The 24,446-nt window shown below is 73.7% G+C and carries 22 protein-coding genes; 9 read left to right on the top strand and 13 right to left on the bottom strand.

Annotated features, from left to right (window positions below):
• Positions 1-102 precede the first annotated feature (102 nt).
• On the bottom strand, positions 103-1,383 hold the full coding sequence (serS, locus tag EUS26_RS12405) for a serine--tRNA ligase (protein ID WP_130014145.1): 1,281 nt from the start codon (positions 1,381-1,383) through the stop codon (positions 103-105).
• Between the two features lie 36 nt (positions 1,384-1,419).
• On the opposite strand from serS, the gene EUS26_RS12400 reads away from it, so the two are divergent.
• Positions 1,420-2,526, top strand: a complete 1,107-nt coding sequence (locus EUS26_RS12400) for a diacylglycerol/lipid kinase family protein (protein ID WP_130014144.1) — start codon at positions 1,420-1,422, stop codon at positions 2,524-2,526.
• Between the two features lie 261 nt (positions 2,527-2,787).
• Here the strand turns inward: EUS26_RS12400 and EUS26_RS12395 are convergent, their stop codons facing one another.
• Positions 2,788-3,243 (bottom strand): DUF4446 family protein, encoded by a 456-nt coding sequence (locus tag EUS26_RS12395; RefSeq protein ID WP_130014143.1) that lies wholly within the window; start codon positions 3,241-3,243, stop codon positions 2,788-2,790.
• A gap of 211 nt (positions 3,244-3,454) precedes the next feature.
• Here EUS26_RS12395 and EUS26_RS12390 point away from each other — a divergent pair, with 211 nt between their 5' ends.
• Positions 3,455-5,641, top strand: a complete 2,187-nt coding sequence (locus EUS26_RS12390) for a hypothetical protein (RefSeq protein WP_130014142.1) — start codon at positions 3,455-3,457, stop codon at positions 5,639-5,641.
• A 97-nt stretch (positions 5,642-5,738) separates the two neighbouring features.
• Here EUS26_RS12390 and EUS26_RS12385 read toward each other — a convergent pair whose 3' ends face one another.
• Both EUS26_RS12385 and EUS26_RS12380 read right to left on the bottom strand, forming a co-directional pair.
• The gene (locus EUS26_RS12385; RefSeq protein WP_130014141.1) at positions 5,739-6,665 is read right to left on the bottom strand and encodes a glycosyltransferase; all 927 of its coding nucleotides are present in this window, start codon (positions 6,663-6,665) and stop codon (positions 5,739-5,741) included.
• A 5-nt stretch (positions 6,666-6,670) separates the two neighbouring features.
• Complete coding sequence (locus tag EUS26_RS12380; protein ID WP_130014140.1) at positions 6,671-7,579, bottom strand: DUF5926 family protein; 909 nt, start codon at positions 7,577-7,579, stop codon at positions 6,671-6,673.
• Between the two features lie 38 nt (positions 7,580-7,617).
• On the opposite strand from EUS26_RS12380, the gene EUS26_RS12375 reads away from it, so the two are divergent.
• Together EUS26_RS12375 and lgt are read left to right on the top strand one after the other, a co-directional pair.
• Entirely contained in the window at positions 7,618-8,742 is a 1,125-nt protein-coding gene (locus tag EUS26_RS12375) for an enoyl-CoA hydratase/isomerase family protein (protein WP_130014139.1), read from the top strand.
• A gap of 94 nt (positions 8,743-8,836) precedes the next feature.
• Entirely contained in the window at positions 8,837-9,721 is an 885-nt protein-coding gene (gene lgt, locus EUS26_RS12370) for a prolipoprotein diacylglyceryl transferase (protein WP_130014138.1), read from the top strand.
• Here lgt and EUS26_RS12365 read toward each other — a convergent pair.
• The 7 genes from EUS26_RS12365 to EUS26_RS12340 all read right to left on the bottom strand — a co-directional run bounded on the left by EUS26_RS12365 (position 9,714) and on the right by EUS26_RS12340 (position 17,875).
• Positions 9,714-11,219 (bottom strand): UDP-N-acetylmuramoyl-L-alanyl-D-glutamate--2,6-diaminopimelate ligase, encoded by a 1,506-nt coding sequence (locus EUS26_RS12365; protein WP_130014137.1) that lies wholly within the window; start codon positions 11,217-11,219, stop codon positions 9,714-9,716. The two genes, lgt and EUS26_RS12365, sit on opposite strands and share 8 nt — an antisense overlap.
• A gap of 137 nt (positions 11,220-11,356) precedes the next feature.
• Complete coding sequence (locus EUS26_RS16985) at positions 11,357-11,524, bottom strand: hypothetical protein (RefSeq protein ID WP_165368607.1); 168 nt, start codon at positions 11,522-11,524, stop codon at positions 11,357-11,359.
• Positions 11,525-11,599: 75 nt separating this feature from the next.
• Positions 11,600-13,591, bottom strand: a complete 1,992-nt coding sequence (locus tag EUS26_RS12360; RefSeq protein WP_238148968.1) for an alpha-amylase family protein — start codon at positions 13,589-13,591, stop codon at positions 11,600-11,602.
• Between the two features lie 153 nt (positions 13,592-13,744).
• Entirely contained in the window at positions 13,745-14,608 is an 864-nt protein-coding gene (locus tag EUS26_RS12355) for a carbohydrate ABC transporter permease (RefSeq protein ID WP_130014136.1), read from the bottom strand.
• Positions 14,605-15,807: a carbohydrate ABC transporter permease gene (locus EUS26_RS12350; RefSeq protein ID WP_130014135.1), complete on the bottom strand. Its 1,203-nt coding sequence runs from the start codon at positions 15,805-15,807 to the stop codon at positions 14,605-14,607. The genes EUS26_RS12355 and EUS26_RS12350 overlap by 4 nt, the downstream gene beginning before the upstream one ends.
• Positions 15,804-17,060: an ABC transporter substrate-binding protein gene (locus EUS26_RS12345; protein WP_337590221.1), complete on the bottom strand. Its 1,257-nt coding sequence runs from the start codon at positions 17,058-17,060 to the stop codon at positions 15,804-15,806. The genes EUS26_RS12350 and EUS26_RS12345 overlap by 4 nt, the downstream gene beginning before the upstream one ends.
• A 293-nt stretch (positions 17,061-17,353) precedes the next feature.
• Entirely contained in the window at positions 17,354-17,875 is a 522-nt protein-coding gene (locus tag EUS26_RS12340) for a SprT-like domain-containing protein (protein WP_130014133.1), read from the bottom strand.
• A gap of 54 nt (positions 17,876-17,929) precedes the next feature.
• Between EUS26_RS12340 and EUS26_RS12335 the strand changes: the two genes are divergently transcribed.
• Together EUS26_RS12335 and EUS26_RS12330 are read left to right on the top strand one after the other, a co-directional pair.
• Positions 17,930-18,316 (top strand): DUF6394 family protein, encoded by a 387-nt coding sequence (locus EUS26_RS12335; RefSeq protein WP_130014132.1) that lies wholly within the window; start codon positions 17,930-17,932, stop codon positions 18,314-18,316.
• Between the two features lie 14 nt (positions 18,317-18,330).
• Positions 18,331-20,109 carry a potassium channel protein gene (locus EUS26_RS12330; protein WP_130014131.1) on the top strand — a complete coding sequence of 593 codons (1,779 nt, stop codon included), beginning with the start codon at positions 18,331-18,333 and terminating at the stop codon, positions 20,107-20,109.
• A gap of 18 nt (positions 20,110-20,127) precedes the next feature.
• Here EUS26_RS12330 and EUS26_RS12325 read toward each other — a convergent pair whose 3' ends face one another.
• A complete protein-coding gene (locus EUS26_RS12325; RefSeq protein WP_130014130.1) occupies positions 20,128-20,661 on the bottom strand; it encodes a DUF3806 domain-containing protein in 534 nt (177 codons plus the stop codon).
• A 63-nt stretch (positions 20,662-20,724) separates the two neighbouring features.
• Here EUS26_RS12325 and EUS26_RS12320 point away from each other — a divergent pair, with 63 nt between their 5' ends.
• The 3 genes from EUS26_RS12320 to EUS26_RS12310 all read left to right on the top strand — a co-directional run bounded on the left by EUS26_RS12320 (position 20,725) and on the right by EUS26_RS12310 (position 23,934).
• Positions 20,725-22,731: an acyltransferase family protein gene (locus EUS26_RS12320; protein WP_165368606.1), complete on the top strand. Its 2,007-nt coding sequence runs from the start codon at positions 20,725-20,727 to the stop codon at positions 22,729-22,731.
• A 49-nt stretch (positions 22,732-22,780) separates the two neighbouring features.
• The gene (locus tag EUS26_RS12315; RefSeq protein WP_130014128.1) at positions 22,781-23,284 is read left to right on the top strand and encodes a DUF427 domain-containing protein; all 504 of its coding nucleotides are present in this window, start codon (positions 22,781-22,783) and stop codon (positions 23,282-23,284) included.
• Positions 23,285-23,433: 149 nt separating this feature from the next.
• Positions 23,434-23,934 carry a hypothetical protein gene (locus tag EUS26_RS12310; protein WP_130014127.1) on the top strand — a complete coding sequence of 167 codons (501 nt, stop codon included), beginning with the start codon at positions 23,434-23,436 and terminating at the stop codon, positions 23,932-23,934.
• Between the two features lie 79 nt (positions 23,935-24,013).
• On the opposite strand, the gene EUS26_RS12305 is transcribed toward EUS26_RS12310, so the two are convergent.
• On the bottom strand, positions 24,014-24,446 hold a 433-nt coding region (locus EUS26_RS12305; RefSeq protein WP_130014126.1), incomplete at its 5' end, for a LysM peptidoglycan-binding domain-containing protein.

The following is a 24,446-nucleotide window of genomic DNA, read 5'->3' as shown; positions in this document are numbered from 1 at the left end:
CCCGTCCCTCGCTCGTGCTTCACCACGGCACCAGCCTAGGCAGGCGCGTCGCTGCCGCGCCTCCGCCGCACGGCGGAGATCCTGGTCGGGCCCGGGTCGAGGTCACCCGCGTGGGGTGAGCGACTCCATACCGCCGAGGAACGGGCGCAGCGCCTCGGGCACCCGGACGCTGCCGTCGGCCTGCTGGTGGTTCTCGAGGAGGGCGACGATCGGGCGGGTGCTCGTGGCGACCGTGCCGTTGAGGGTCGCGACGGCACGGGTCCCCGAGCCGTGCGGGTCGCGCTCGCGGGTGCCGAGGCGGCGCGCCTGGAAGGTCGTGCAGTTGGAGGTGGAGGTGAGCTCGCGGTAGCGCTCCTGCGTCGGCACCCACGCCTCGCAGTCGAACTTGCGCGCCGCCGGACCGCCCAGGTCCCCGGCCGCCACGTCGATGACGCGGTAGGGCAGCTCGAGCGCGTCCAGCAGGCGACGCTCGATGCGCAGCAGGTCCTGGTGCTGGGCCTCGGCGTCCTCGACGCGGCAGTAGACGAACATCTCGGTCTTGGTGAACTGGTGCACCCGGAAGATGCCCTTGGTGTCCTTGCCGTAGGAGCCGGCCTCGCGGCGGTAGCAGGTGGAGGTCGCGACGTAGCGCAGCGGGCCGTCGCTCAGGTCCAGGATCTCGTCGGCGTGCAGCCCGGCCAGGGCGACCTCGGAGGTGCCGGTGAGGTAGAGGTCGTCGGCCTCCAGCCGGTAGACCTCGTCGGCGTGCGCGTCGAGGAAGCCGGCGCCGGCCATGGTCTCCGGACGGACGAGGTTGGGGACGATCGCCGGCACGAAGCCCTCCTCCTGGGCGATCTGCTGGGCCAGCCCCATGAGCGCCTGCTCGAGCCGGGCGCCGTCACCGAGCAGGTAGTAGAAGCGGGCGCCGGCGACCTTGGCCCCACGCGCCATGTCGATCGCGCCCAGGCCCTCGCCCAGCTCGAGGTGGTCGCGGGGCTCGAAGCCCTCGGCGGCGAAGTCCCGCCTCGTGCCGACCTCCTCGAGCGTGACGAAGTCGTCCTCGCCGCCGACCGGGACGCCGTCGATGATGACGTTGCCGATGCGGCGCATCGCCGCGTCCCGCGCGGTGGCGGCCTCACCCGCCTCCGCGTCCAGGGCCTTCACGCGGGCCGCGAGGTCCTTCACCTCGGCGAGCAGCGCCTGCTTCTCCTCGCCCTGCGCCTGGGCGACCTTCTTGCCGAAGGCCTTCTGCTCGGCCCGGGCCTGCTCGAACCCGGCGAGGGCGCGGCGGTGGGTCTCGTCCGCGGACAGCACCTGGTCGACGACGGAGGGGTCCTCACCACGGGCCTGCTGGCTGGTGCGGACACGGTCGGGGTCGGTGCGCAGGTCGCGGAGGTCGATCATGCGGCAAGCCTAATGGCGGGTCTGTAGGGTCGCGGCATGGATTCTGCAGGCCGCGCGGCCGTCATCGTCAATCCCACGAAGTTCGGGGACGTGACCCGCGTGCGCCGCCGGGTGGAGGAGGTGTGCCGTCGGCACGGCTACGCCGAACCGCTCTGGCTGGAGACCACGGCGGAGGACCCGGGGCCCGGCCAGACCGCAGAGGCGCTGGACGCCGGGGTCGACGTCGTCTGCCCGCTCGGCGGGGACGGGACGGTCCGGGCCGTCGGCGCGGCGATGGCCGACTCGGGGGTGCCGGTGGGGCTGCTGCCCGGGGGCACCGGCAACCTGCTCGCCCGCAACCTCGAGCTGCCGGTCGAGTCGCTCGACCGAGCCCTGGAGATCGCCCTCACCGGGCGCACCGCCCCCATCGACACCTGCCGGCTCGAGCTCGTCCGGCCGACGACGCCCCAGCTGGAGGCGAGGCTGCGCGACGAGGAGGGCCAGCCCTCCAAGAGCGTGGACCTCGACGACGCCGTCGACGACCGGACCAGCCCGGACGTGCGCGAGGAGCACCGGTTCCTCGTCATGGCCGGGCTGGGGTTCGACGCCGAGGTCATGGCTGCCGCACCGGAGAAGCTCAAGGCCAGGGTGGGCTGGCTGGCCTACCTCGTCACCGGGCTGCAGCACCTCAAGGGCCCGCAGTTCACCGTCGACCTGCGCATGCCGGACTCCGCCCCGGTGCGCCGCCGGGTCCGCTCGGTCATGGTCGGCAACGTCGGCAAGCTGCAGGGCGGGATGGAGCTGCTGCCCGACGCGCTCGCCGACGACGGCACCATGGACGCGGTGCTGCTCTCCCCTGAGGGCGTCGTCGGCTGGGCGGCGACCGTCGCCCAGCTCACCACCCGCCGGCGGGTCGGGCACAAGCGGGTGGAGCACTTCCAGGCCCCCGAGGTGCGCATCGTGTCGGACAAGCCGGTGGAGCTGGAGATCGACGGCGACACCATCGGCTCGGTGTCCGCCATCCGGATCCAGGTCGACCCCGGGAGCCTGCTGGTCCGCCTCCCCCAGGAGTCCCGCACCCGCCGCCACGACCTGCGCTCCCTCGGCCGCGAGCTCCGCCACGCCACCAGCGGCTCCGGCTCCTCCGCACCGGACGCGCGCTAGGCATACACCGGACGCGTCCTCAGCACACACAGAACGCGTCCTCAGCACACACCGGACGCGTCCTCGGCACACACAGAACGCGTCCTCGGCACACACCGAGGCACCCTGGGCGGTTCTCTGCGGCCAGACGGCGCGTCCGGTGCGGCCAGACGGCGCGTCCGGTGCGGCCAGACGGCGCGTCCGGTGCGGCCCGACGGCGCGTCCTGTGCGGCCAGACGGCGCGTCCGGTGCGGCCAGACGGCGCGTCCGGTGCGGGGGCTGTCAGGTGTCCTGGCCGGTCCGGGCGGCGTCGAGGGCCTGTCGCTCCTCCGGGGTGAGGACGATCTCGGAGTCGCCGCCGACGATGCCCTTGGCGTAGGTGCGGCTCTCCCCGCGGGCGTGGATCGAGCTGATGACCATGCCGTCGCCCGTGTCGTCGACCACCGCCGCCGAGAAGCTCATGCGCCCGCCCATGTCGCCGAAGGCGTCGTAGCGCACCACCGCCACGTGCCTCAGCGCCTGCGCGAGGTCACCCCGGACCCCGGCCAGCTCCCCCTCCAGCGCCTCGATCCGGGCGCGCTCGGGCGTGGTGGGCGCGCCCGCCTCGACCAGCTGGGCGAGCCGTCGGTCGACCACCCGCAGACGCCGCCAGACCACGGCCGTGACCAGCAGCGCGAGGAGCGCGACCGCGGTCGCGGTCCAGGCGACGAGCTCGGGGTCCAGGCGTGCGGCATCCACGCGCTCAGGGTATGCGGTCGCGTCCCGCCCACCCGCCGCGCACGCCCTGCCGCGCCGCCGCGCACGCTGGTGCGTCTCCTCGCGACCCAGACGTGCCCGGGAGAACGCCCGGGTCACGACCTCCTGCACGACACGATGCACGAGGATGCTCCAGGACGGCTCTCAGAGGCCCGGGTGGTGCCCGTGGGACCATGCAGCCGGGAGGTGCACCATGGGAGACGTCGGGCGGCCCGAGCCGGGTGACGCGCCGCAGCCGCGCGCCACGGCACAGGGCGTCGCGAGGCATCGTGCCGACGACCCGCTGAACCGGGACGCCGAGGAGCAGGCTTCGGACGCCCCGCCGCGCCCGGACGCCGGGGAGCACGGTGCGGGCGGCCGCCTGCGCGGGGTCACGTGGGGGCTGGTCGTGGCCGTGCTCGGGTCGTGGTGCCTCGCCGCGGCCGCCGTGGTGGCGGGCGTCGCTCCCGCCCACGCCCCCGCCACGAGGCCGCTGCCGACGGCGACGGACCCGCAGGTGGTGGTCGTCGGCATACCGGGGCTGACGTGGGACCTCGTGGACGACGACACCCCCACCCTGCAGGCGCTGGCGCGGACCGGGGGCACCGCGGCGCTCGTGGCGCGCGGGCCGGACGAGGTGACCTGCGCCCCCGACGCGTGGCTGACGCTGGGCACCGGCACCCGCACCGACCGGGACGCCCTGGGCTGCGGCCCGGACGCCACACCTCCCTGGGGGAGGGAGGACGCCACCGAGCCCGACCTGGGCGCCCTGACCGGGCCGCTCGAGGAGGCCGGGGGGTGCGTGGCGACGTACGGCCTCACCGCGGCCCCCGACGCGAGCGGTCGCCCGCAGCTCGACACCGAGGCTGCGGGGCTGCTCGCCGGGCCGGCCCTCGACCCCGCCTGCACCGTCCACCTCGTGGCCGCGCCGGCCGTCCTCGAGGGTGACCGCTCGGACGTGCTGGAGGCCGCCGACGCCGCACTCGCCGAGCTCGTCGCCGACCTCCCTCCCGGCAGCACGCTCGTAGTCAGCGGTATGGGGCAGACCGCCGGCCGGGCGGAGGCGCAGGCGCTCGTCGTCCACGGCCCGACCGGCCAGGAGTCCGCGGCGCCCGCCCAGCTGACCTCGGGCTCCACCCGGCAGACCGGGCTGGTGCAGCTGCTCGACCTCACCCCGACCGTGCTGTCCCTGGCGGGGGTGGCCGGCGGCGCCGGCAGCACCGCCGACCTCCCCGGCTCACCGGTCACGGTGGTGCGCACCTCCGCGGCCGCCCCGGCGCAGGAGTCCGCGGACCTGGCCGCCGCGGTGAGCGAGGCGAAGAGACTCGCGCCGTGGACCCTGGGGGCCCTCGCCGCCGTGCTGCTGCCGCTGCTCGGCCTCGCGGGGCTGCTCGGCAGCCGTCGACTGCTCGTCGGGACCACCGCGACGGTCATGGCGGTGCCCGTCGCCACCTTCCTCGCCGGTCTCGTGCCGTGGTGGCGGGCGGGGCAGCCGTGGCCGGCCCTCACCGTCACGGTCCTCGCGGTCGCGGCGGTGGTCGCCGCTCTGGCGGTCGCCCTCACCCATCGGGTCGACCCGTCGGCGGTCGGCCGCCGACGCCGCTCGCTGCTCCTGCCCGCGGTCCTCGCCGCCGCCACGATGGTGGTGCTCGGGGTCGACACCCTCTGGTCCTCTCGACTGGGTCTCGTCGGCGTGCTGGGCCTGCAGCCGGTGACGGCGGGTCGGTTCTACGGGCAGGGCAACGTCGGCTTCGGCATCCTGCTGGGTGCCCTGGTCGTCCTGCTGGCCGCCGTCCTGAGCTGGCTCCCCCGATGGTCCGCCACCCTCGCGGTCGCCCTGCTCGGTGGCGGGACGCTGCTGCTGGGGGCCGCTCCCGGAGCCGGTGCCGACTTCGGCAGCGTCCCGGCCACCGCGGTGGTGAGCGGGATGCTGCTCCTCGCCGCCCTGCGGGTCCGGTGGACCTGGCGCTCGCTGCTCCTGGTGGCCGGTGGCGCGGTCGTCCTCGCGCTGCTGGCGATGGTGCTGGACTGGCTGCGCGGACCGGACCGTCGCACCCATCTCGGCGCCTTCGTGCAGTCGGCGCTGGACGGCGAGGCGTGGGGCGTCGTCGCCCGCAAGCTCGACCAGAGCCTGGGCATCCTGGTGGGCTACCCCCTCTCGTGGCTCGCGGTCCTCGCTCTCGCGGGGCTGGCCTGGGTGGCGCTCCGTCGCCCGGCGTGGAGCGCGCCGCTGTGGCGCGAGCCGGGCGTCGGGCCCGCCGCGGCCGCGGCCCTGGTCGGTATGACCCTCGCCTGGCTCCTCAACGACTCCGGGATCGCGGCGCTCGCCCTGTGCCTGACCATGCTGCTCGCGACGGGCATCATCGTGCTGGCCCCCGAGGGGGAGGTGGAGGCCCGCTAGCTCCGGTGCCCGACACCGCCGGGGCGGCGCAGGAGACCGCTGCCGGGCTGGTGCTGGGCCGCACGCGGTCGGTCAGGCACGACGAGCCGGAGCCGGCTCAGGCGTCCGGCCGCCTCCGGGCACGCTCCTCGTAGGCCGCCCTCGCCCGGTCGAGCAGCGGGCGTCCGTGTCGCTGCACCTGCTCGCCCACCTGGCTGGCGGTCCGCCGCGCCAGCGGCACGCCGCGCTCCCGCGCCGTCTGGGCGAGCCTCGCCCCCTGCTCCCGGGCGATGCGGCTGCCCTCGATGCCGCCCTCGCGGACCTTGTCAGGCACCCCGGAGCGCTCGGCCAGGGCCAGCGAGACGTCGGCCAGCTGCCGGGCCCGGTGGGCCTGCGAGGACAGGTCCCGCCCGGTGGCGCGGTGCCGCACCTCGCAGGGGATCTCGAGCACCCGCCGACCGGACCGGATGACGTCGATGGTCAGGCCGACCTCGGCGCCCCACCCGCGGGCCAGCGGCATCGCGTCGAGCAGCGCCTCCCGGGTGAGGCAGCGCTGACCGGACAGCGGCTGCGTCGGCTCCCAGCCGGTGAGCCGGCGGATGCCGGAGGCGGCGGTCCGCACCACCAGCCCGAGCCCGGCCGCCCCGGTCTGCGGGGGCAGGACCGCGATGGTCATGTCGGCCTGGCCGACGAGCACGGGCGTGATGATCGGGCCCAGCTCGGCGGCCGAGTCCTCCAGGTCGGCGTCCACGAAGAGCACCGGGGCGCCGGGCCGCAGCTCCTGCGCCCGCGCGGCACCGGTCGTCATGGCGGCGGCCTTGCCACGGTTGCGCTCGTGCCGGACCACCTCGACCCGGCCGGCCCACTCGGCGACGTGCGCCGTCTGGTCGGTCGAGCCGTCGTCGACGACGACCACCGACCCCACCAGCGGCAGCCGCTGCAGCGCCGCGACGGTGGCGCCGATGCGCGCCTCCTCGTCCTTGGCGGGCACGACGGCCACGACGAGCTCCTGCGGAACCCCCTCCAGCGGCTGCGGCGCGCTCATGGCGGTCAGCGCAGCGTGACCTGGCGCGAGACCAGGGCGTTCCTGGCCCGGCGCTCGGGCTCGGTGAGCGGCGCGTCCTGGCCGAGGGCGGCGGCATACCGCTCGTGCAGCGCGGTCAGCGCCTCGGCGTGGTCCTCGGCGGTGCTGTCGGCGGGCACCTCGAGGACGGGCACGAGCACCCCGCAGGCGCGGAAGGCGCCGATGAGGTCGGTGCCCTCCCCGAGGGTGTGCTCGTGGGCGGCCTGCAACCGCGCCAGCGCCTGCAGCGCGGTGTCCTCGTCCTCGTCGAGGATCCACCGGATGTAGGAGCGTCCCGACATGTGGCACCAGAACGCGGTCGGCACCCCCTCGACCCGGGCCATGGGCACGGCCGACTCGTTCATCTGCTCGAGGGCGGCCGTCATCTCCTCGCTGGCGTCCTCGCCCAGCCAGAAGCCGAAGTCCTCGTGGACCTCGACGTCCAGCTGCTGGCCGTCGGCGAGCACGTCCTGCAGCCGCGGGGTGTCGGTGGTCGCGGGGCGGACGGAGTTGACCGACGTGCCCGCCTCGCTGGCGAGCGCCGTGAACGCCGCGGCGACCACGTCGCGGGAGGCGTCACCGCTGCTGGTCCGCGACTGCAGCGCGACGAGCACCTCGCCGTTGTCCCGGTGGATCGCGGGCATGGCCGCCGGCAGGACGGTGACGAGGGTGACCTCGTGCTCGCCGGCGGGCACCTCGCGACCGGAGACCGTCGTGCCCTCCGGCACGGTGAGCGTCACCGGCGCCGAAGCGGCCGGGAGGATCTCCCGCATCGCCACCCACTCGCTCTCGCCCTCGAGCCCCTCGAACGGCCGGGAGACGAAGGGCGCCGGACGAGCCGACCCCTGCGCCTGCGTGCCGCCGGCCTGCCGCTTCCTGCGTGATGCCTTACCCATAGCGGGCGAGTCTACGTGCGTCGTGAGAGCCTGCCAGCATGCGCGACGACGCCCCCCTGACCTGGCAGCCGGCCGAGGGCCACGGCGACGGGGTGGTGTATGCCGTCGACGGCCCGCTGGGCCGGGTGCGGCTCGACCGGCCCCGCGCCATCAACGCGCTGGACCGGGCCAGCGTCGACTCGCTGCTGCACCAGCTGCGGGCCTGGGCCGACGACGACCGGATCCACGCCGTGGTGCTCGACGGAGCCGGGGAGCGCGGGCTCTGCGCCGGCGGTGACGTCCGCGCCCTGCGCGAGGCGGTCCTCGCCGGCCGGCAGCAGGAGGCGCTCGACTACTGGGAGGCGGAGTATGCGGTGGACGCCCTCGTCGCGGCCTACCCCAAGCCCTACGTCGCCTGGATGGACGGCATCGTCATGGGCGGCGGCGTCGGCATCTCGGCGCACGGGTCGGTGCGCCTGGTGACCGAGCGCACCCGGCTCGCCATGCCCGAGGTCGTCATCGGCTTCTTCCCCGACGTCGCCGGTCTGCACCCGTTGTCCCGCGCGCCCGGGGAGACCGGCACGCACGTGGCGCTGACCGGGGCGCCGGTCGGCGGCGCGGACGCGGTGCTGCTCGGCATGGCCGACGCGGTGGTGCCCAGCGGCGAGGCGTCCCAGGAGCGCGTCCTGGCCGCGCTGCGCGAGGACCCGACCCGGGACGCCACCGCCCTGGCCGCGGTCGCGGCGGGACGCTCCGCCACGGGCGGCAGCGAGCCGCCCACCGAGCCCTCCCCCGCGGACGAGGCCGCGTCGGTCCAGGCCTCCTGGCTCGGGCAGCAGCGGCACTGGATCGACGAGTGCTACCGCGGGGACGACGCCGGGGAGATCCTGCGCCGGCTGCGCGAGCACCCCGAGCCGGCCGCCCAGGAGGCGGCCGAGCTGGTGGGCTCGCGCTCCCCGCACTCGGTGGCGGTCACCCTCGAGGCGCTGCGCCGGGCCGGCTCCATGACCGTGCCCGAGGTGCTCGCCCAGGACCTGCGGCTGGGTCCGGTCTTCGCCGCGCACCCCGACTTCGTCGAGGGCGTCCGCGCCCAGCTCGTCGACAAGGACCGCCAGCCCCGCTGGCAGCACGCCTCGCTGGCCGACGTCACCCGGGCCGAGGTGCTCGCCGCCTTCGGCACCTGAGCCGTCCCGCGTCCGCCGGCCCCGCCGCCGCGGCGGACGCGCTCCGACCCGGCGACGGGCGGCATACCCAGGCCCACCCGATATCGTCTCGGGCGTGCCGACCCTGACCGACCTCGCCCTGCTGGCCGCGAGCGCGTCCGGCGACGACTCGCCGCTGCGCTGGGAGGACCTGGGGCTGTCCCAGGGCATCGAGCTCGGGCCCTTCACCCTGCGCTACTACGCGCTGGCCTACCTCCTCGGCATCCTGCTCGGCTACTGGCACTTCGTGCGCATGGCCAAGGCGCCGGGCAGCCCGATCACGCCGCGCCAGGTCGACGACCTCATGATCGGGGTGACCTTCGGCATCATCATCGGGGGACGGCTCGGCTACGCCACCTTCTACAACCCGTCGCTGTGGACGTCGTGGGAGCTCCTGCAGCCGTGGAACGGGGGCATGAGCTTCCACGGCGGCCTCATCGGGGTGCTCGTCGCGATGGCGTGGTTCACCTGGCGCCACCACCTCAGCCCGCTGCGGGTCACGGACTACATCGCGGTCAACGTGCCCATCGGCATGATGCTCGGGCGCATCGCCAACTTCATCAACGGCGAGCTGTGGGGGCGGCCCGGCGACGTGCCGTGGGCGATGGTCTTCCCCGGGGCGGGCGAGCAGCCCCGCCACCCCAGCCAGCTCTACGAGGCGGCGCTCGAGGGGGCGCTGCTCATCCTCGTGCTCTTCTGGCTCTTCTGGCGGACCCGCGCACGGTGGCGGCCCGGCCTGCTGGCGGGCGTCTTCGCCATCGGCATCGGGCTGTCCCGCTTCGTCGTGGAGTTCTTCCGGGAGCCGGATGCGCAGCTGTCCGAGTTCGCCGAGGCGACCGGGCTCAACATGGGTCAGTGGCTGACCATCCCGCTCGTCGTGGCCGGCGCCGTGCTCGTCGTCCGCGCCCTGCGCCGGCCCGAGGTGGAGACCGCCGAGCCGGTCGAGGAGCCGGCTAGCTGACCCGCGCGTCGCGCCGCGCCGCCAGGGCGCGGCGGGCCTCGTCGACCTCGTCCCAGGGCACCAGCTCGGTGCCGCGCTCCATCGTCTCCTCCGGCCCCTTGCCGGCGAGCACGACGGTGTCGTCCGCGGCGGCCTCGCGGACGGCATACCTGATCGCCTCGGTGCGGTCGCCGATCGAGACGAAGTTGTCGCGGCCTGCCTCCCGGGCGCCGCGCTCCATCTCCTCGAGGATGTCCTGCAGCGGGGTGGTGCGGTGGTCCTCCTCGGTGAGGACGACGTGGTCGGCGAGCTGGGTGGCCACCCGACCGAGGGGCGCCCGCTTGGAGGGGTCGCGCGGACCGCCGGCCGATCCGAGCACGACCCACAGCCGGCCCCGCGTGGTCACCCGCACCGTCTCCAACGCCTTCTCCAGGCTCGGCGGGGTGTGGGCGAAGTCGACGATGACCCGCGGGTCGCCCTCCCCGCGCTCCACCATCTCCATCCGCCCGGCGACGCCGCCGAAGGTCGCCAGCCCGGCGACCAGCTGGTCCAGCGGCACCCCCGTGGCGGCGACCCCGGCCATGGCGGCCAGCGCGTTGGCGACGTTGAAGCGGCCGATCATCGGCAGCCGCGCCGCGGCCTCACCACCGGGTGCGTGGACGGTGAAGGTGATGGCCTCGGCCCCCTCGACCACGTCGGTGGCGCGCCAGTCGGCCGGGCTCCCCTCCGCGGAGTAGGTGCTCACCCCGTGCCCGTCGGCGGTCGCCATCGGCAGCAGCTGCTCGACCCAGGGCCGGTCGTCGACGTTGAGGACGCTGTGCCGGGCACGCTGCACGAGGCGGGCCTTGTCGGCGAAGTACTGCTCCATCGTGCCGTGGAAGTCCAGGTGCTCGCCGGTGAGGTTGGTCCACACCGCGACGTCGTAGTCGACGCCGCGGACCCGGTCCAGCGCCAGCGCGTGGCTGGAGCTCTCGACGACGGCGTCGGTGGCCTCGGCGTCGACGAGGTCGCGCAGGATCTGCTGCACCTGGGGGGCCTCGGGGGTGGTGAAGTGCGACGGCGGCTGGCGCAGCACCCCGTCGGGCAGCTGGTAGCCGATCGTCGAGAGCAGCCCGGTGGGGCGGCCCGCCTCCCGCAGCAGGTGCAGCGCCAGGCAGGAGGTGGTGGTCTTGCCGTCGGTGCCGGTGACCCCGATGACCCGCAGCCGGTCGCTGGGGCGCCCCGCGAGCGCGGTCGCGGCGTCGGCCAGGGCCGGTCGCACCGCCGCGACGCGCAGGTAGGGGACGGGGCAGGCCGCTCCGTCCGGCAGGCCCTCGCCGATGACGGCGACCGCACCGGCCTCGACGGCCTGGTCGATGAAGGTATGCCCGTCGAAGCGGGCACCGCGGATGGCCACGAACGCGTCCCCCGGCCGGACCCAGTCGGCCTGGTGGCTCACGCCGGTGACGAGGACGCCGTCGGCGCCGGGGGCCGGGTCGGGGGTGGCCCCGAGGGTCGCGGCGAGGTCGCTCAGCTGCATGCCGCCACCCTATGTCCGGTGCGTCGCAGACCCCACGAGCTCACCGGGCACACGCCGGGGTGGGACGCCGACCGCCCGTCGCGACAGGGATGGGGCGAGGGCGGCCGGCGTCGGGACCGCGCAGGGGATCGCGGTCGTCAGCGGCCGAGGAGGCGCGTGAGCAGACCCCCGGCGGGCTGGGCGGCACCCTCGTGCCCGCCGCACCACTGCCCCGCCGGCACCCCGCGCCGGACCTGGTCGACGTGCTGGCCGCAGCCGGCCCAGGTGGTCCTTCCGCAGGTCTGGCAGGTGACGGCTCGGCACACGGTGGCTCCTCGGTCGGTCGGCGGACGCCGGGGTGGCGTCCCACGCTCCACCCTAGATACCCCCGGGGGTATATGTCAAGAACGGACGAGCCACACCGGCTGGTAGGTGGACAGGTAGACCGACCCGTCCGCCGTCAGGCTCGGCGGGTAGCCGTTGAGCGCGTCGACCGTCCGGTCGACGGACAGCCCCAGCTCACGCACCCACCACCCGGGCACGGTCCGCGGCTCGGCGGTGAGGTTGTAGAGCTGCACCATGACCCCGACCGGGTGGCGGCGCACGACCACGAAGACCGCGGCGTCCGGGGCCGCGACGACCTGGGCCCCCACGCTGGCGTGCAGGTGCGGCAGCGACGCACGGGTGCGGGCGAGGTGCTGCATGCCCCGCAGCACCCGGCCCGGTGCCGAGGTGGGGTCGGCCAGCGCGTCGGCCACCTCGGCCGGGTCCAGCCGCGGGCGGTGGACCCAGCGGTTGTCGGCGGCGTGCTCGGGCACGGAGGCCCAGTCGGGGTCGCCGAGGCTGGCGACCTCGTCACCGGACCACACCACCGGGATGCCGCCGAAGCCGTAGACCACGGCATACCCCAGCAGCAGCCGGGCCACCGCCTCGTCGACCGCGCGCTCGGCCTCACCGGCGGCCTCCTCGTCGACCGCGCTGTCGACCAGCTCGAGGGCGCGCTCGAGCCCCGTGAGGGCGGCGGCCGACCCGGAGATGCGCCGGTCGCCGGTCGCGGGGTTGTGCTGGAAGACCAGCCCGCTCGCCCCCGAGCCGGGGAAGACCCCGGAGTAGTAGTCGGACAGGAACGAGCGGTGGGCGTGGCCGTCGACCATGACCGAGCGCGCGTCGTCGTCGTCGATGGCCCAGCCGATGTCGTCGTGGCAGCGCAGGTAGGTGATCCAGGCGGTGCTGGACGGCACCACCGGGAAGCGGCCGAGCGCGTGCGTGGCCAGCCGGGCGTCCCCGGCGGCGAGCATCGACCAGATCTGCACCATGAGGCTGTTGTGGTAGGCGAGGTCGGAGACCTTGCCGTGGTGCTGACCCTGGCCGAGGTAGTGCACCACCTCGTTGGGGCCGACGATGGCCTCCGCCTTGAACACCAGGGCCGGGGCGACCATCCGGGCGAGCGCTCGCAGCGCCTGGGTGAGCTGGTGGACCTCGGGCTCGTTCTGGCACTGGGTCCCCATGCGCTTCCAGAGGAAGGCGATGGCGTCCAGCCGCAGGATCTCCACACCCTGGTTGGCGAGGAAGAGGATGACGTCGGCGAGCTCGGCGAAGACGTCGGGGTTGTCCCAGGCCAGGTCCCACTGGTAGTCGTTGAACGTCGTCCAGACCCAGCCGTCGAGGTCCTCGTCCCAGGTGAAGTTGCCGGGCGCGAAGTCGGGGAAGACCTCCAGCAGCGAGCGCTCGTAGGCGTCGGGCACCTCCCGGTCGGGGTAGACGTGGAAGTAGCGCCGGTAGTGCTCGTCGCCCTCCCGCGCGGCCCGCGCCCACGCGTGCTCCCGGGCGACGTGGTTGAGGACGAGGTCGAGGCAGACGCTGATGCCGCGCTCGCGCAGCCGGGCGGTGAGCTCGCGCAGGTCGTCCATGGACCCGAGGTCCGAGCGCACCGACCGGTAGTCGGCGACGGCGTACCCCCCGTCGTTGGGCGCCGGGCGGGGCTGCAGCAGCGGCATGAGGTGCAGGTAGCGCACCCCGAGCCCGGTGAGGTGGTCGGCCAGCCCGGCGAGCGCCGTGAGGGTGCCCTCCTCGGTGAGCCGCTCGGCGTAGCCCGCGTAGCCCACGACGTCCGGGCGCTGGAACCAGTCCGGCTCCAGGGAACGGCGCTGGTCCAGCAGGTGCAGCTCGTCGTCGCGGTCGCGGTATGCCGTCGCCGCCAGCTCCAGCGCCCGCGCCGCCACGGCCTCGGGGTCGGGGTAGGGCGCCAGCCCGTCGACGAGGTCGTCCCACCACCGGGCGACACGCAGGGCGAAGGTGGTGCGGCGGTGCTCGGGCAGCGGGGCCAGGACGGCCTCGGTGCGGGCACGGGCCTCCTGCGGCAGTGCCACGGGCCAGGGCAGTTCACGTGTCACGGGTCACATCCAATCATCGGGCCGGGAGGCGGGACCACCCACGGCGCCCCGGACAGCCCCTCCTCGCCGTGGGCGGCCGGGACGTGACGAGCGGGCGGGAGCCCCAGGAGGAGGGGGCTCCCGCCCGCTCGTCGGTGAGCCGGGCCGGGGAGGTCAGCCCTTGACGGCGCCGCTCGTCATGCCGCGGACCAGGAAGTTCTGGAGCGCGAAGAAGACGATCATCGGCAGCACCATGGAGATGAAGGCGCCCGCGGTCAGCAGCTCGGCGCCCTGGCCCTGGGTGCCCAGCAGCTGCTGGAGCTTGACGATCACCGTGGTGTTGTCGTTGCTGAGGAACAGCTTGGCGATGAGCAGGTCGTTCCACACCCAGAGGAACTGCAGGGTGGCGAAGGCCGCCATCGCCGGCATGGCCATCGGCGCCACCAGCTTCCAGAAGATCTGGAAGTTCGAGCAGCCGTCGATCCGGGCGGACTCCACCACGCTGTAGGGCAGCGAGGACATGTAGTTGCGCAGCACGTAGATGCACAGCGGCATGCCGAACCCGGTGTGGAGCAGCCACACCGCGAGGTACTGGCCCGCGATGCCCAGGCCGTTGGGGCCGAAGAGGTTCAGCAACGGCTGGAAGGCCACGTGGATGGGGACCACCATGACCGCCACGATGATGATGAACAGCGTCTCCTTGAACCGGAACTGCAGGAAGGTGAACGCGTAGGCGGCGAAGGCGGCGAACATGATGGGGATGATCGTCGCCGGGACCGCCACCACGATGCCGTTGAGGAAGGCGTTGCCCATGTCCGCCCGCTCGAAGACCTCGGTGTAGTTGCTGAAGGTCCACGAGGTGCCGAAGGGGTTGACGATCGCCGACCACCAGCCGCTGTTGAGGGCGTCGTCGCGGCTGCGGAAGCTGGTGACGAGCAGGCCCAGGGTCGGCAGCGTCCACAGCAGGGCCAGCAGCAGCATGGTCACCATCGAGACGGGGCTGCGCTGGCGCCCGTCCTTGAGCCGTCCGGCGTTCATCGCATGGCCTCCTGCTTGCGGAAGTCCCTGACCTGGTAGATCAGGATGGGGATGATGGCGACGAGCAGGACGACGATGAGGGCCGTCGCCCGACCGGCGTCGCGGTTGGTGAACATCTCCCGGAAGAACATGTTGGCGATGACATCGGTGTTGTTGCGCCCGTTGGTGAGCACGTAGACGATGTCGAAGACCTTCATCACCAGGATGAGCACCGTGATGAAGACGGTGACGATGGTGCCCCAGATCTGCGGGATGGTGACCTGCCAGAAGATCTGCCACTCGGACGCGCCGTCGATCCGGGCCGCCTCGAGGGTGTCCTCGGGGACGCCCTTGATCGCCGAGCTCAGCAGCACCATGGCGAAGCCCGTCTGCAGCCAGATGAGGATCACCATGAGCAGGATGCTGTTGAGGCGGGCGGTGTCGATGTCCAGCCAGCTGGCCGGGTCCTGGCCGAACCAGTTGACCCAGATGGCGTTGAGCGCCGCGGTCTGCGGCTCACCCGGGGGACGGTAGCCGTAGACCGTCGTCAGCCAGATCGCCGAGGCGGCGACGAAGCTGATGGCCATCGGCATGAAGATGAAGCTCTTCGACCACTTCTCGCTGGCCGACGAGAGCTTGTCGGCCAGCACCGCGACGACCACGCCGAGGGACACCGTGACCGCGGGCACGATGGCGATCCACAGCAGGTTGTTGAACATCGCCGACCAGAAGTCGCCGCTGCGGAACAGGCTGGTGAAGTTCGCCCAGATGGGGTCGACGTAGGCGGTGGAGTCCCGGTTGGCGAAGCTGTAGTGGATCGTCTGCACCGTGGGGAACAGCAGCATGAGCCCGATGAGGGAGAAGCCCGGCAGCAGGAAGGCGTAGGGCATGACCCCGTGCTCCAGCCGCCGCGGCAGCGCCTCGATCGCCATGTTGAGGAACCAGAACAGTAGGGCGGCACCACCCACGCCCACGACCAGGCCCAGGACACCCATGAGGATCTTGCTGTCGAAGAACCACTGCGGGTACCACGCGAACGCGAGGAACAGGTTGCCGATCAGCCAGACCGAGACGGCGATGCCGAGCACGCCGAGGACGAGCCTGGCCGGCTGGAGCCCGGCGTCGGAGGGTCCGACGTTGCCCGCCCCGCCCGGGCCCTCGTCCGAGGGCGCCTGGGGTACCTCCTCCCCGACGGGAGGGGTCGATGACGTCGTGCTCACTGGTCCTCGCCCTCCTCGCTCGCGTCGGCCGACTCCGGCCAGCCTTCCTCGATGTCGTCCGCGACCTCCTGGGGGGTCTTCTCCCCGCTCTGGAACTCGACCATGCCGGTCCAGAAGGAGCCCGAGCCCACCTCACGGGGCATGACGTCCGAGCCGTCGTAGCGGAACACGTCCGAGGTGTAGCCGAACTCGGCGATCCGCCGGGTGACCTCGTCGGGGTAGAGGTCCATGTCGAAGCTGGTGTGCGGGCTGAGCCACCCACCGGCCTCCGCCCACGGGCCGCCGAACTCGTCGGAGGAGAGGAACTCCATCACCGCGGCCACGTCGGTGTCGTAGGTGAACGCCGCCGCGAGGTCGCCGCCGCCCAGGATGGGCTGGCCGTCGTAGCCGTCCGCCGCCGGCGGGAAGACGAAGATGCCGACCTCCTCGTCGAGGTTGTCCTGGACGTCCTGGGGGAAGAACGTGGTGGCGAAGTTGCCCTGCCGCATGAGGTAGCAGCCGGGGTCGTCGTTGAAGGCGGGGTTCATCGCCTCGGCGAACGGGGTGTTGAGGATGCCCCGGGAGCCGCCGAGGACGTTGCCCTCCTCGTTGGCGAGCTGGCCGTAGGCCTCGATCGCCTCGACGACCCGCTCGTCGTTGAACGGGATGCGGTGGTAGATCCAGTCGTCGTAGACGTCCGGGCCGTGCAGGCGGAGCATGTACTCCTCGACCCAGTCGGTCCCGACCCACCCGGTCGCCTGGTCGGACTGCCACCCGATGCACCAGGGCGGGGTGTCGGCGTCGGTCCGGATCTGGTCGGCGACCTGGTCCAGCTCGTCGAGGTTCGCCGGCTCGGTGTTCCAGCCGCCCTCCTCGTAGGCGCCCTTGGGGTACCAGACGATGGACTTGACGGCCATCCGCATCGGGGCGGCGTAGACGCGGCCGTCGAACCGGGCGGAGTCGAGGAACCCGTTGACCAGGGTGCGGTCGATCTCGTCGTAGTCGAGCATCGCGTCGATCGGCACCAGCTCTCCTCGCTCGGCGAGGTTTAGCACACCGCCGGGCTGCGGGAAGAGCCCGATGTCCGGCTTGTCACCGGCGTCGACCCGGACCTGGATGGTGTTGGTGAAGTCCTGGTCGGAGACGTAGTCGATGCTGATGCCCGACTCCTGCTCGAACTCCTCGAGGGAGGCGTTGAACAGCTCCTCCTCGGCGCCGCCGAAGGCGCCCAGGATGCTCACGCTCCCGTCACCCTCCTCGGGCTCGGCACCCACCGCCCCGACTGCACCCCCCGACCCGGCCTCGGGGTTCTGCAGACATCCCGTCAGGGTCAGGCCGAGCGCTGCTGCGAGCGCTGGGATCGTGGCATGTCGCCACCTCGTCGTCGCCACCATTGGCTCCTCTCTCCATCAGCGCCCACGGCCACCGCCTGACGGAACAGGGGTGCATCACATGAGCAACTCACTGGCAAACTAGCGCAGACACAGGGAGCATTCAGCCCGGGAGAGGTCACGCTTTGGTCACGGACCGGACCGTCGGACGCCCCCGTGGAACGTCCCACCTGCCGCTACGTCAACCGCTCGAGCTGCCGCATCACCGCCCGCACCTGCGGGCCGAGCTCGTGGTCGTCCACGGTGCGCCCGTCGAGCCGCCACCGGATGACCCGCTCGAGCGTCGGGACCCCGCGGCAGCGCGTGCAGACCAGCACCCGGGTCGGCCGTCGGTGCCGCTGGACCACGTGCCCGGCGGCGCACCGGCCCTCCCAGCGGCCCGGCACGGCCGGCCCCTCCGCCCCCACGGCGTAGCACCGCTCGCCGCTCGCCCCGAGGGACCGGGCGCGGGCGCGCCAGACCGCGTCGTGGCCGTGGCCGGGGCCGACGAGCGCGTGCGCGACCTCGTGCAGCACGGTCTCGCGGACCTGACCCTCGTCGTGCACCGCCGTGATCGCCCGGCTCAGGGTGATCCGCCGGTCGGTCCAGTGGCACGCCCCCGCCCGGACCTTGGCCCGGTCGAAGCCGAACCCCCAGCCGGCCAGCCCGTGCCGGCGCATCAACCCCCGGGCCAGCGCCCCCGCCTCCTCGAGTTCCATGCCCGTCATCCTAGAAAGCAGCGCCGACAGACCCGCGGCGTTATCGTCGTGGCTGTGAACCTTGAGAAAGTCGTCTTCGGCTTCTTCGTCCTGCTGGCGGCGACCCTGAACTTCGGGTACGTCCTCGGCGACATCGACAACCCCAAGCTCCACAACGTCTACGAGCTGTACGCCGCGGTCGTGGTCAACATCATCGCGACCATCCTCAAGTTCGGCGACCGCACGCAGATCGGTGCCGTCCACCTGGCCACCTCGCTGGTGGCGAGCATCCAGCTCATCGTCGCCGCGCTGGTGTGGATCTGGGCCCGCCACGTCGACCCGGGCGGCCTCACCGGGCAGCACATGAGCAGCGTCGTCTCCATCGCGGCCGGTGCCCTCCTGGCCAACATCGTCTCCATCGTGCTGCTCGTGATCGAGACGGTCTCCTACCGCCGCCGCTGAGCGGCCGCCCCACGATGGCCAACCTCCTTCAGCTCCTGGCGCGCGGCAAGCCCGCCCGCCCGCGCCCGGACTCGCTGCGGCGCTACCGCGTCGACGTGCCGGCGGACCTCCCGACGACCGACGCCGTCTTCCTCGTGCTGCGCCGGATGCGGACGCCGCTGGTCGTCATCGTCAGCGTCTTCGCCGTCATGACCTTCGGGCTGAGCATGATGCCGGGCACCGAGGAGAACCCGGAGCGGCTGGCCGTCTTCGACAGCTTCTACGTCATCAGCTACACGGGCCTCACCATCGGCTACGGCGAGGTGCCGCACGAGTTCAGCTACGCGCAGCGCATGTGGGTCACCGCCACCATCTACGCCTGCGTCATCGCCTGGTCCTACAGCATCGGCGCCCTGCTGTCGCTGTCGCAGGAGCAGACCTTCCGCCAGGCCATCCGGCTGCAGCGCTTCGGCCGCAAGGTGCGCGGCATCCAGAACCCCTTCGTCCTCGTCGTCGGCTACGGCCAGGCCGGCGAGGCGGTCTGCCGGGCGCTGGAGGACCAGGGCCGCGACTTCGTCATCCTCGACGAGGACCCGGAGCGGGTCCAGCAGCTCGCGCTCGACGGCTACTCCAGCGACCACCCCGGCTTCGCCGCCAGCGGGCGCGACCCGCGCATGCTCGGCCTGGCCGGGCTGGGGCACGACCACTGCGAGGCGGTGCTCGCGCTCACCGACAGCGACGAGACCAACCTGTCGGTCGTCATGTCCGTCAACCTGCTCCGGCCCGAGCTCATGGTCATCGCCCGCTGCAGCGACCGCGAGCACGCCCAGCAGATGCACGACTTCGCCGCCGACGTCATCATCAACCCCTTCGACCGCTACGGCGCCTACCTCGTCATGGCGCTGCGCCGCCCCGCCGGCTTCCGCCTGGCCTCCTGGCTGATGAGCAAGCGCGGCTCCAACCTGCCGCACCGGCTCTCGCACCTCACCGACGGGCAGTGGGTGGTCTGCGCCGACGGCACCTTCGGCTTCGAGGTGACCCGTGACCTCGAGAGCGCCGGGCTGGACGTCATCCTCGTCGACCCCGCGGACGGACGCCCCGACGTCTCGGACGCGGTGGGGTTCATCGCCGGCGCCGAGTCCGACATCGTCAACATGGCCAACGCCGCCCACGCCCGCATCGAGAACGACCAGCTCTTCATCGCCGTGCGGCAGAACTCCGCGGTCAACGCCGCGCCGCTGCAGGCCTTCGACGCCGACTCGGTCTTCATCCCGACCGAGCTGCTGGCCCGGGAGGCCGTCGCCCGCATCACCTCCCCGAACTACTGGAGCTTCATCGACCACGTCCTGCACGAGGACGACGAGTGGGACCGACGGGTCATGGACGAGATCGTCGCCGTCGTGGGCGACGAGACCCCGATCTCGACCCGGCTGGACCTCGACTTCACAAGCGCCCCGGCCGTGGTGCGCTGGCTGGCCGAGCACGAGCTGACCCTCGGGGACCTGCTGCGCGACCCGGACGAGCGCGACGTCCGGCTCGCGGTCTACCCGGCCGTGCTCGTGCGCTCCGGGCGGCGCGTCTTCACCCCGGGCATGGACGAGACCCTCAAGGAGGGCGACACGCTCCTGCTGCTGGGCCGGGAGCTGGACCTCGCGGTCGTGCGCTCCACCGTCTTCCACGACTCGGCGGTGGAGTACGTCGCGACCGGGCGGGAGGTCGCCACGGCCTGGGTCTTCCGCCAGCTGCAGAAGGTCACCGGCCGGCCCCAGGACCCGGCCTCGCGGGGGCCGGTGCCGCCCCCGGACGCGGACTGAGGCACCGGGACCGGGGGGTCAGCGGCTGCGCACCTCGACGATGTGCCCCACGACCTGGGGGACCCACCCCCGCTCGCGCCGCATCCAGCGGACGGCGACGAGGTTGCCGGGGACCACGACGAAGTCCCCCGCGGCCACCGCGAGGTCGGTCCCGAAGACGTCGGTGACGACCTCCCAGGCCAGGTCGGTGTGGCGGTGCAGGTGCTCGCCGACGGCCACGGCATACCGCTCCACGATCTCGTCGTGGTGCTCGTCGGCGCCCTTGCTGGCGAGCCAGGCGACGAGCGCCCGGTCCAACCCGGCCCCGATGGAGGCCAGGTCGTCGATGTCGACCCCGTCCTGCTGCACCGCGGCCACACCGGCGTCGATCCGGGCCCGCTCCTCCTCCCCGATCTTGCGCGACTCGGGGGTGAGCGGCAGCTCGGCGACCGAGCTCTCCCCCGGGTCCGGGAGGGTGCGCACCCGGGGCTCGTCCCGCTCCGACCGCGACCGGCCCAGCAGGGTGCGGACCTTGTCGAGGCCCGCGGAGACACGGCGTCCACGTTCGCTCATCGGGGAAGCGTAGCGCCCGGCGTAGGATCCACGGGGACCACGACGATGCGGGGGCACGGCTCGATGCGCGCAGATATCCAGACCCTCCGGGCGGTCGCGGTGGCGCTGGTGCTGCTGTGGCACGCGGGCCTCCCGGGGCTGGCCGGGGGGTATGTCGGGGTCGACGTCTTCCTGGTCGTCTCCGGCTTCCTCATGACCCGGATCCTGCTGGCCGAGATCACCGAGCACGGCCGGCTCGACCTCCCGCGGTTCTACCTGCGACGCGCCCGGCGGCTGCTGCCCGCCGCCGGGGCGACGGTCCTCGGCGTCGTGCTGATCACCCTCACGCTGCTGCCCAGCACCCGGTGGCGGGACGTCGCGGGCGACATCGCCGCGAGCGCGGTCTACCTCGTCAACTGGCGGTTCGCCGAGCGCTCGGTGGACTACCTCGCCGCGGACGCGGCACCCTCGCCGCTGCAGCACTTCTGGTCCCTGGCGGTGGAGGAGCAGTTCTACCTCGTGTGGCCCGTGGTGCTGGCCCTGGCGGTGGTGTCACCGGTGCGGCGGGGGCGCGGGTCGGCGGCGGCCCGGGTGGCCCTCGTCGCCGGGGTGGCCGGGACGCTCTCGCTGGCATGGTCGGCGTGGCTGTCGCAGGCGGACCCGGGTCGCGCCTACCTCGTCACGACCACCCGCGTCTGGGAGCTCGCGCTGGGTGCCGTCCTCGCGGCCCTCTGGCCGCGGTGGGTGGCCCGGCGCCCGGGCCCGCGGGCGGCCGCCGTGCTCGTGCTCGCCGGGCTCGCCGCCGTCCTCGGCTCCGCCGTGGTCCTCGACGCGCAGACGGCGTTCCCGGGCACCGCGGCCCTGGTGCCGACGCTCGGCACGGTGGGCGTCCTGCTCGGCGGCCCCTTCGTCCGCCCCGGCGGCGTGGTCGAGCGCGGCCTGGACCTGCGGCCGGCCCGGTGGCTGGGGGACGTGTCCTACTCGCTCTACCTCTGGCACTGGCCGCTGCTCGTCGCGGCCACCGCGGTGGTCGGCGCCGAGACCCTCCCGTGGGCCGTGGGCCTGCTGGTCCTGACCCTCACCCTCCCGGTGGCATGGTTGTCCTACCGCTTCGTCGAGGCCCCGTTCGGCGGCCGCGTCGCGAGGGCCCCCGTGCGGGCGACGGCGCGGGCGCTGCTGCGCCCCGTGACCGGGTATGCCGTGAGCTGCGCCGCGGGGGTCGGCGCGGTGCTCGTGGCGCTGGGCACGCTCGCACCGGGAGGGGTCGCGTCCAGGGTCCCGGCGCAGGCGCAGCAGGTCAGCCCGGCCCCCGAGGTGGCGCGGGACGACGTCTACGCCCCCTTCTACGACGGCTGCGCGGGGCTGGCGGGCACCGAGCGGGCCACGGTCTGCGTGGACGGGGACGTCGACGGCGACACCCGGGTGGTCCTCGTGGGCGACTCGCACGCGGTGATGTGGATGCCGGCGCTGGCCGCCGCCGGTGCGCAGCGCGGGTGGCGGGTCGAGCTCGTGGCGCGGACGTCCTGCCCGGCCGCGGACGTCATACCCATGGCCGGGACGGACCCCCGGGAGGACTGCCTTGACTGGCTGGGGGAGGTCACCGAGGCGCTCGCCGCCGACCCTCCCGACGCGGTGGTGACGGCGCAGGTGCCCATCCCCCGGCTGTGGGTCGACGGCGAGGTGGTCCGGTCGGACGACGGCCACCCGCTCATGGCGGCCGGGATGGTGCGGACCTGGGAGCGGCTGGGCGCCGCCGGTGCGCCGGTCCTGACCGTCGCCCCCACGCCGCGCATGGGAGCGGACCCGCCCGAGTGCGTGGCCGAGCACCGCGACGACCCGGTGTCCTGCGGCGAGCCGCTCGAGGAGGCGCTGGCGCGGACGTGGGCCCCCGTGGGGCTGGCCCTCGAGCAGGCGCCCGAGGTCGGGCTGCTCGACCTCACCGACGAGCTGTGCCCGGACGGCTGGTGCCCGGCGGTGGACGGGTCCACCCTGGTGTGGGCCGACGGCAACCACCTCAGCCGGACCCGGTCCCTGGAGCTCGCGTCGCCGCTGGGCGAGGCCCTCTCCGCGTCCCTCCCCGGTCGGCGCTGAGGGGCGATCGGTTGGTCACGACCGGCCACCCGCCCCTATGGTCAGGGGTATGCCTGCACAGACCGAGTCCGTCTGGGACTACCCGCGACCCCCGGCGGTCGACACCTCCGGCGGTGAGCACGTGGTGATCCGGGTGGGCGGGCAGACGGTGGCCGAGACGGTGGCGGCCATCCGGGTGCTGGAGACGTCGCACCCGCCGACCTACTACCTGCCGCTCGGCGCCTTCGTCACGGGGGTGCTCCAGCCGGCCCGGGACAACCGACGCACGACGTGCGAGTTCAAGGGCTCGGCCACCTACTTCGACCTGGTCGTCGACCAGACCCGGTTGAGCCGGGCGGCGTGGACCTACCCCGACCCCACCCCCGCGTTCCGGGAGATCGCCGACTACGCCGCGGTCATGCCCAGCGCCATCGACGGTGCGATCGACCCCGAGGACGGCTGCTACGTCGACGGCGAGCGGGTCCGACCGCAGGAGGGCGGGTTCTACGGCGGGTGGATCACCTCCCGGGTGCAGGGCCCGTTCAAGGGCGCCGAGGGCACGCAGGGCTGGTAGCCCCGAGCTGCCCGACCCCGGCCACGGCTCCGCCGGGACCGTGAGGCAGGATGGAGGTCCGCGCGTGACGGTGCCTGGGGGGCGCCGTGGCGGGCGGCTCGTGCCGTCCAGGTCGGACGGCGACCATCCACCCAAGGAGGAATGACCTGATGCGACGTGCCCTGACCATGGCCACCGTGATGAGCCTGGCGATCCTGACCGCCGCGTGCTCGGCCGAGGACGAGGACGCGGGCAGCACCGCCGAGACCGCCTCCGAGCAGGAGGACACCCAGGACCAGGAGATGGAGTCCGGCGAGGAGGGTATGGCCGTCGCCGACGACCCCGCCTGCCAGGGCTTCTTCGCCGGCCAGGGGACCCCGCTGAGCGAGCGCGCGGCGACGCAGCGCGACGTCGTGGGCTCCGGCGACGACCTCGACCCGGTCGCGTTCTCCGAGGTCACCCTGCTCTCCGGCCGGATCATGACGCTGGCCGAGGAGGCGGACGAGGACCGGGCGACCCTGCTGGAGCGCATCAACGCCCCGTTCGAGGAGGTCAACGACGCGGTCGTCGAGGAGGGGACGCGCACCGAGGACGTCATCCCGATCCCCGACGTCGACGTGAGCGACTCCGAGGCGGCACAGACCGAGCTCGAGGAGGCCTGCGCGGCCTGACCTCAGGCCCGGACAGACTGGTGGCCCGGGTCCCGACCTCCTCGCACGAGGGGTCGGGACCCGGGCCACGGTGCGTCCGTCAGTGGATCGACAGGGTCTGGCCCGTGATGATCAGGTCCGGGTCGTCCAGGTCGTTGGCCTGCGCCAGGGTGTGCACGTCGGTGCCGTGCTGTGCGGCGATCTCCGACAGCGTGTCACCGTGCTGCACGGTGTAGCTCTGCGCGGCCGTAGGAGCGCCGCCCGCCGGCACGAGCATGACGTCGCCGGCGTAGATCAGCGCACCGCCGTGGGCGAGGTCGTTGATCCCGACCAGCTCGCCGACCGTGGTGCCGTGGTGGCGCGCGATCTTCGCGGTGGTCTCGCCGCTCGCGATGACGTGCTCGGCCAGGTCGGCCGCCGGAGCCTGCTGCGGCGCGGCCTGCTGCACCGGCTCCTGCGGGGCGGCCTGCTGCACCGGCTCCTGCGGGGCGGCCTGCTGCGCGGGCTCCGGCTGCGCGGGGGCCGCCGGGGCC

The organism is Serinicoccus sediminis, assembly GCF_004153545.1.
Lineage (GTDB): Bacteria > Actinomycetota > Actinomycetes > Actinomycetales > Dermatophilaceae > Ornithinicoccus > Ornithinicoccus sediminis_A.
Note: the sequence above shows the minus strand (reverse complement) of the source record. Positions and strands in the feature narration are given on the sequence as shown.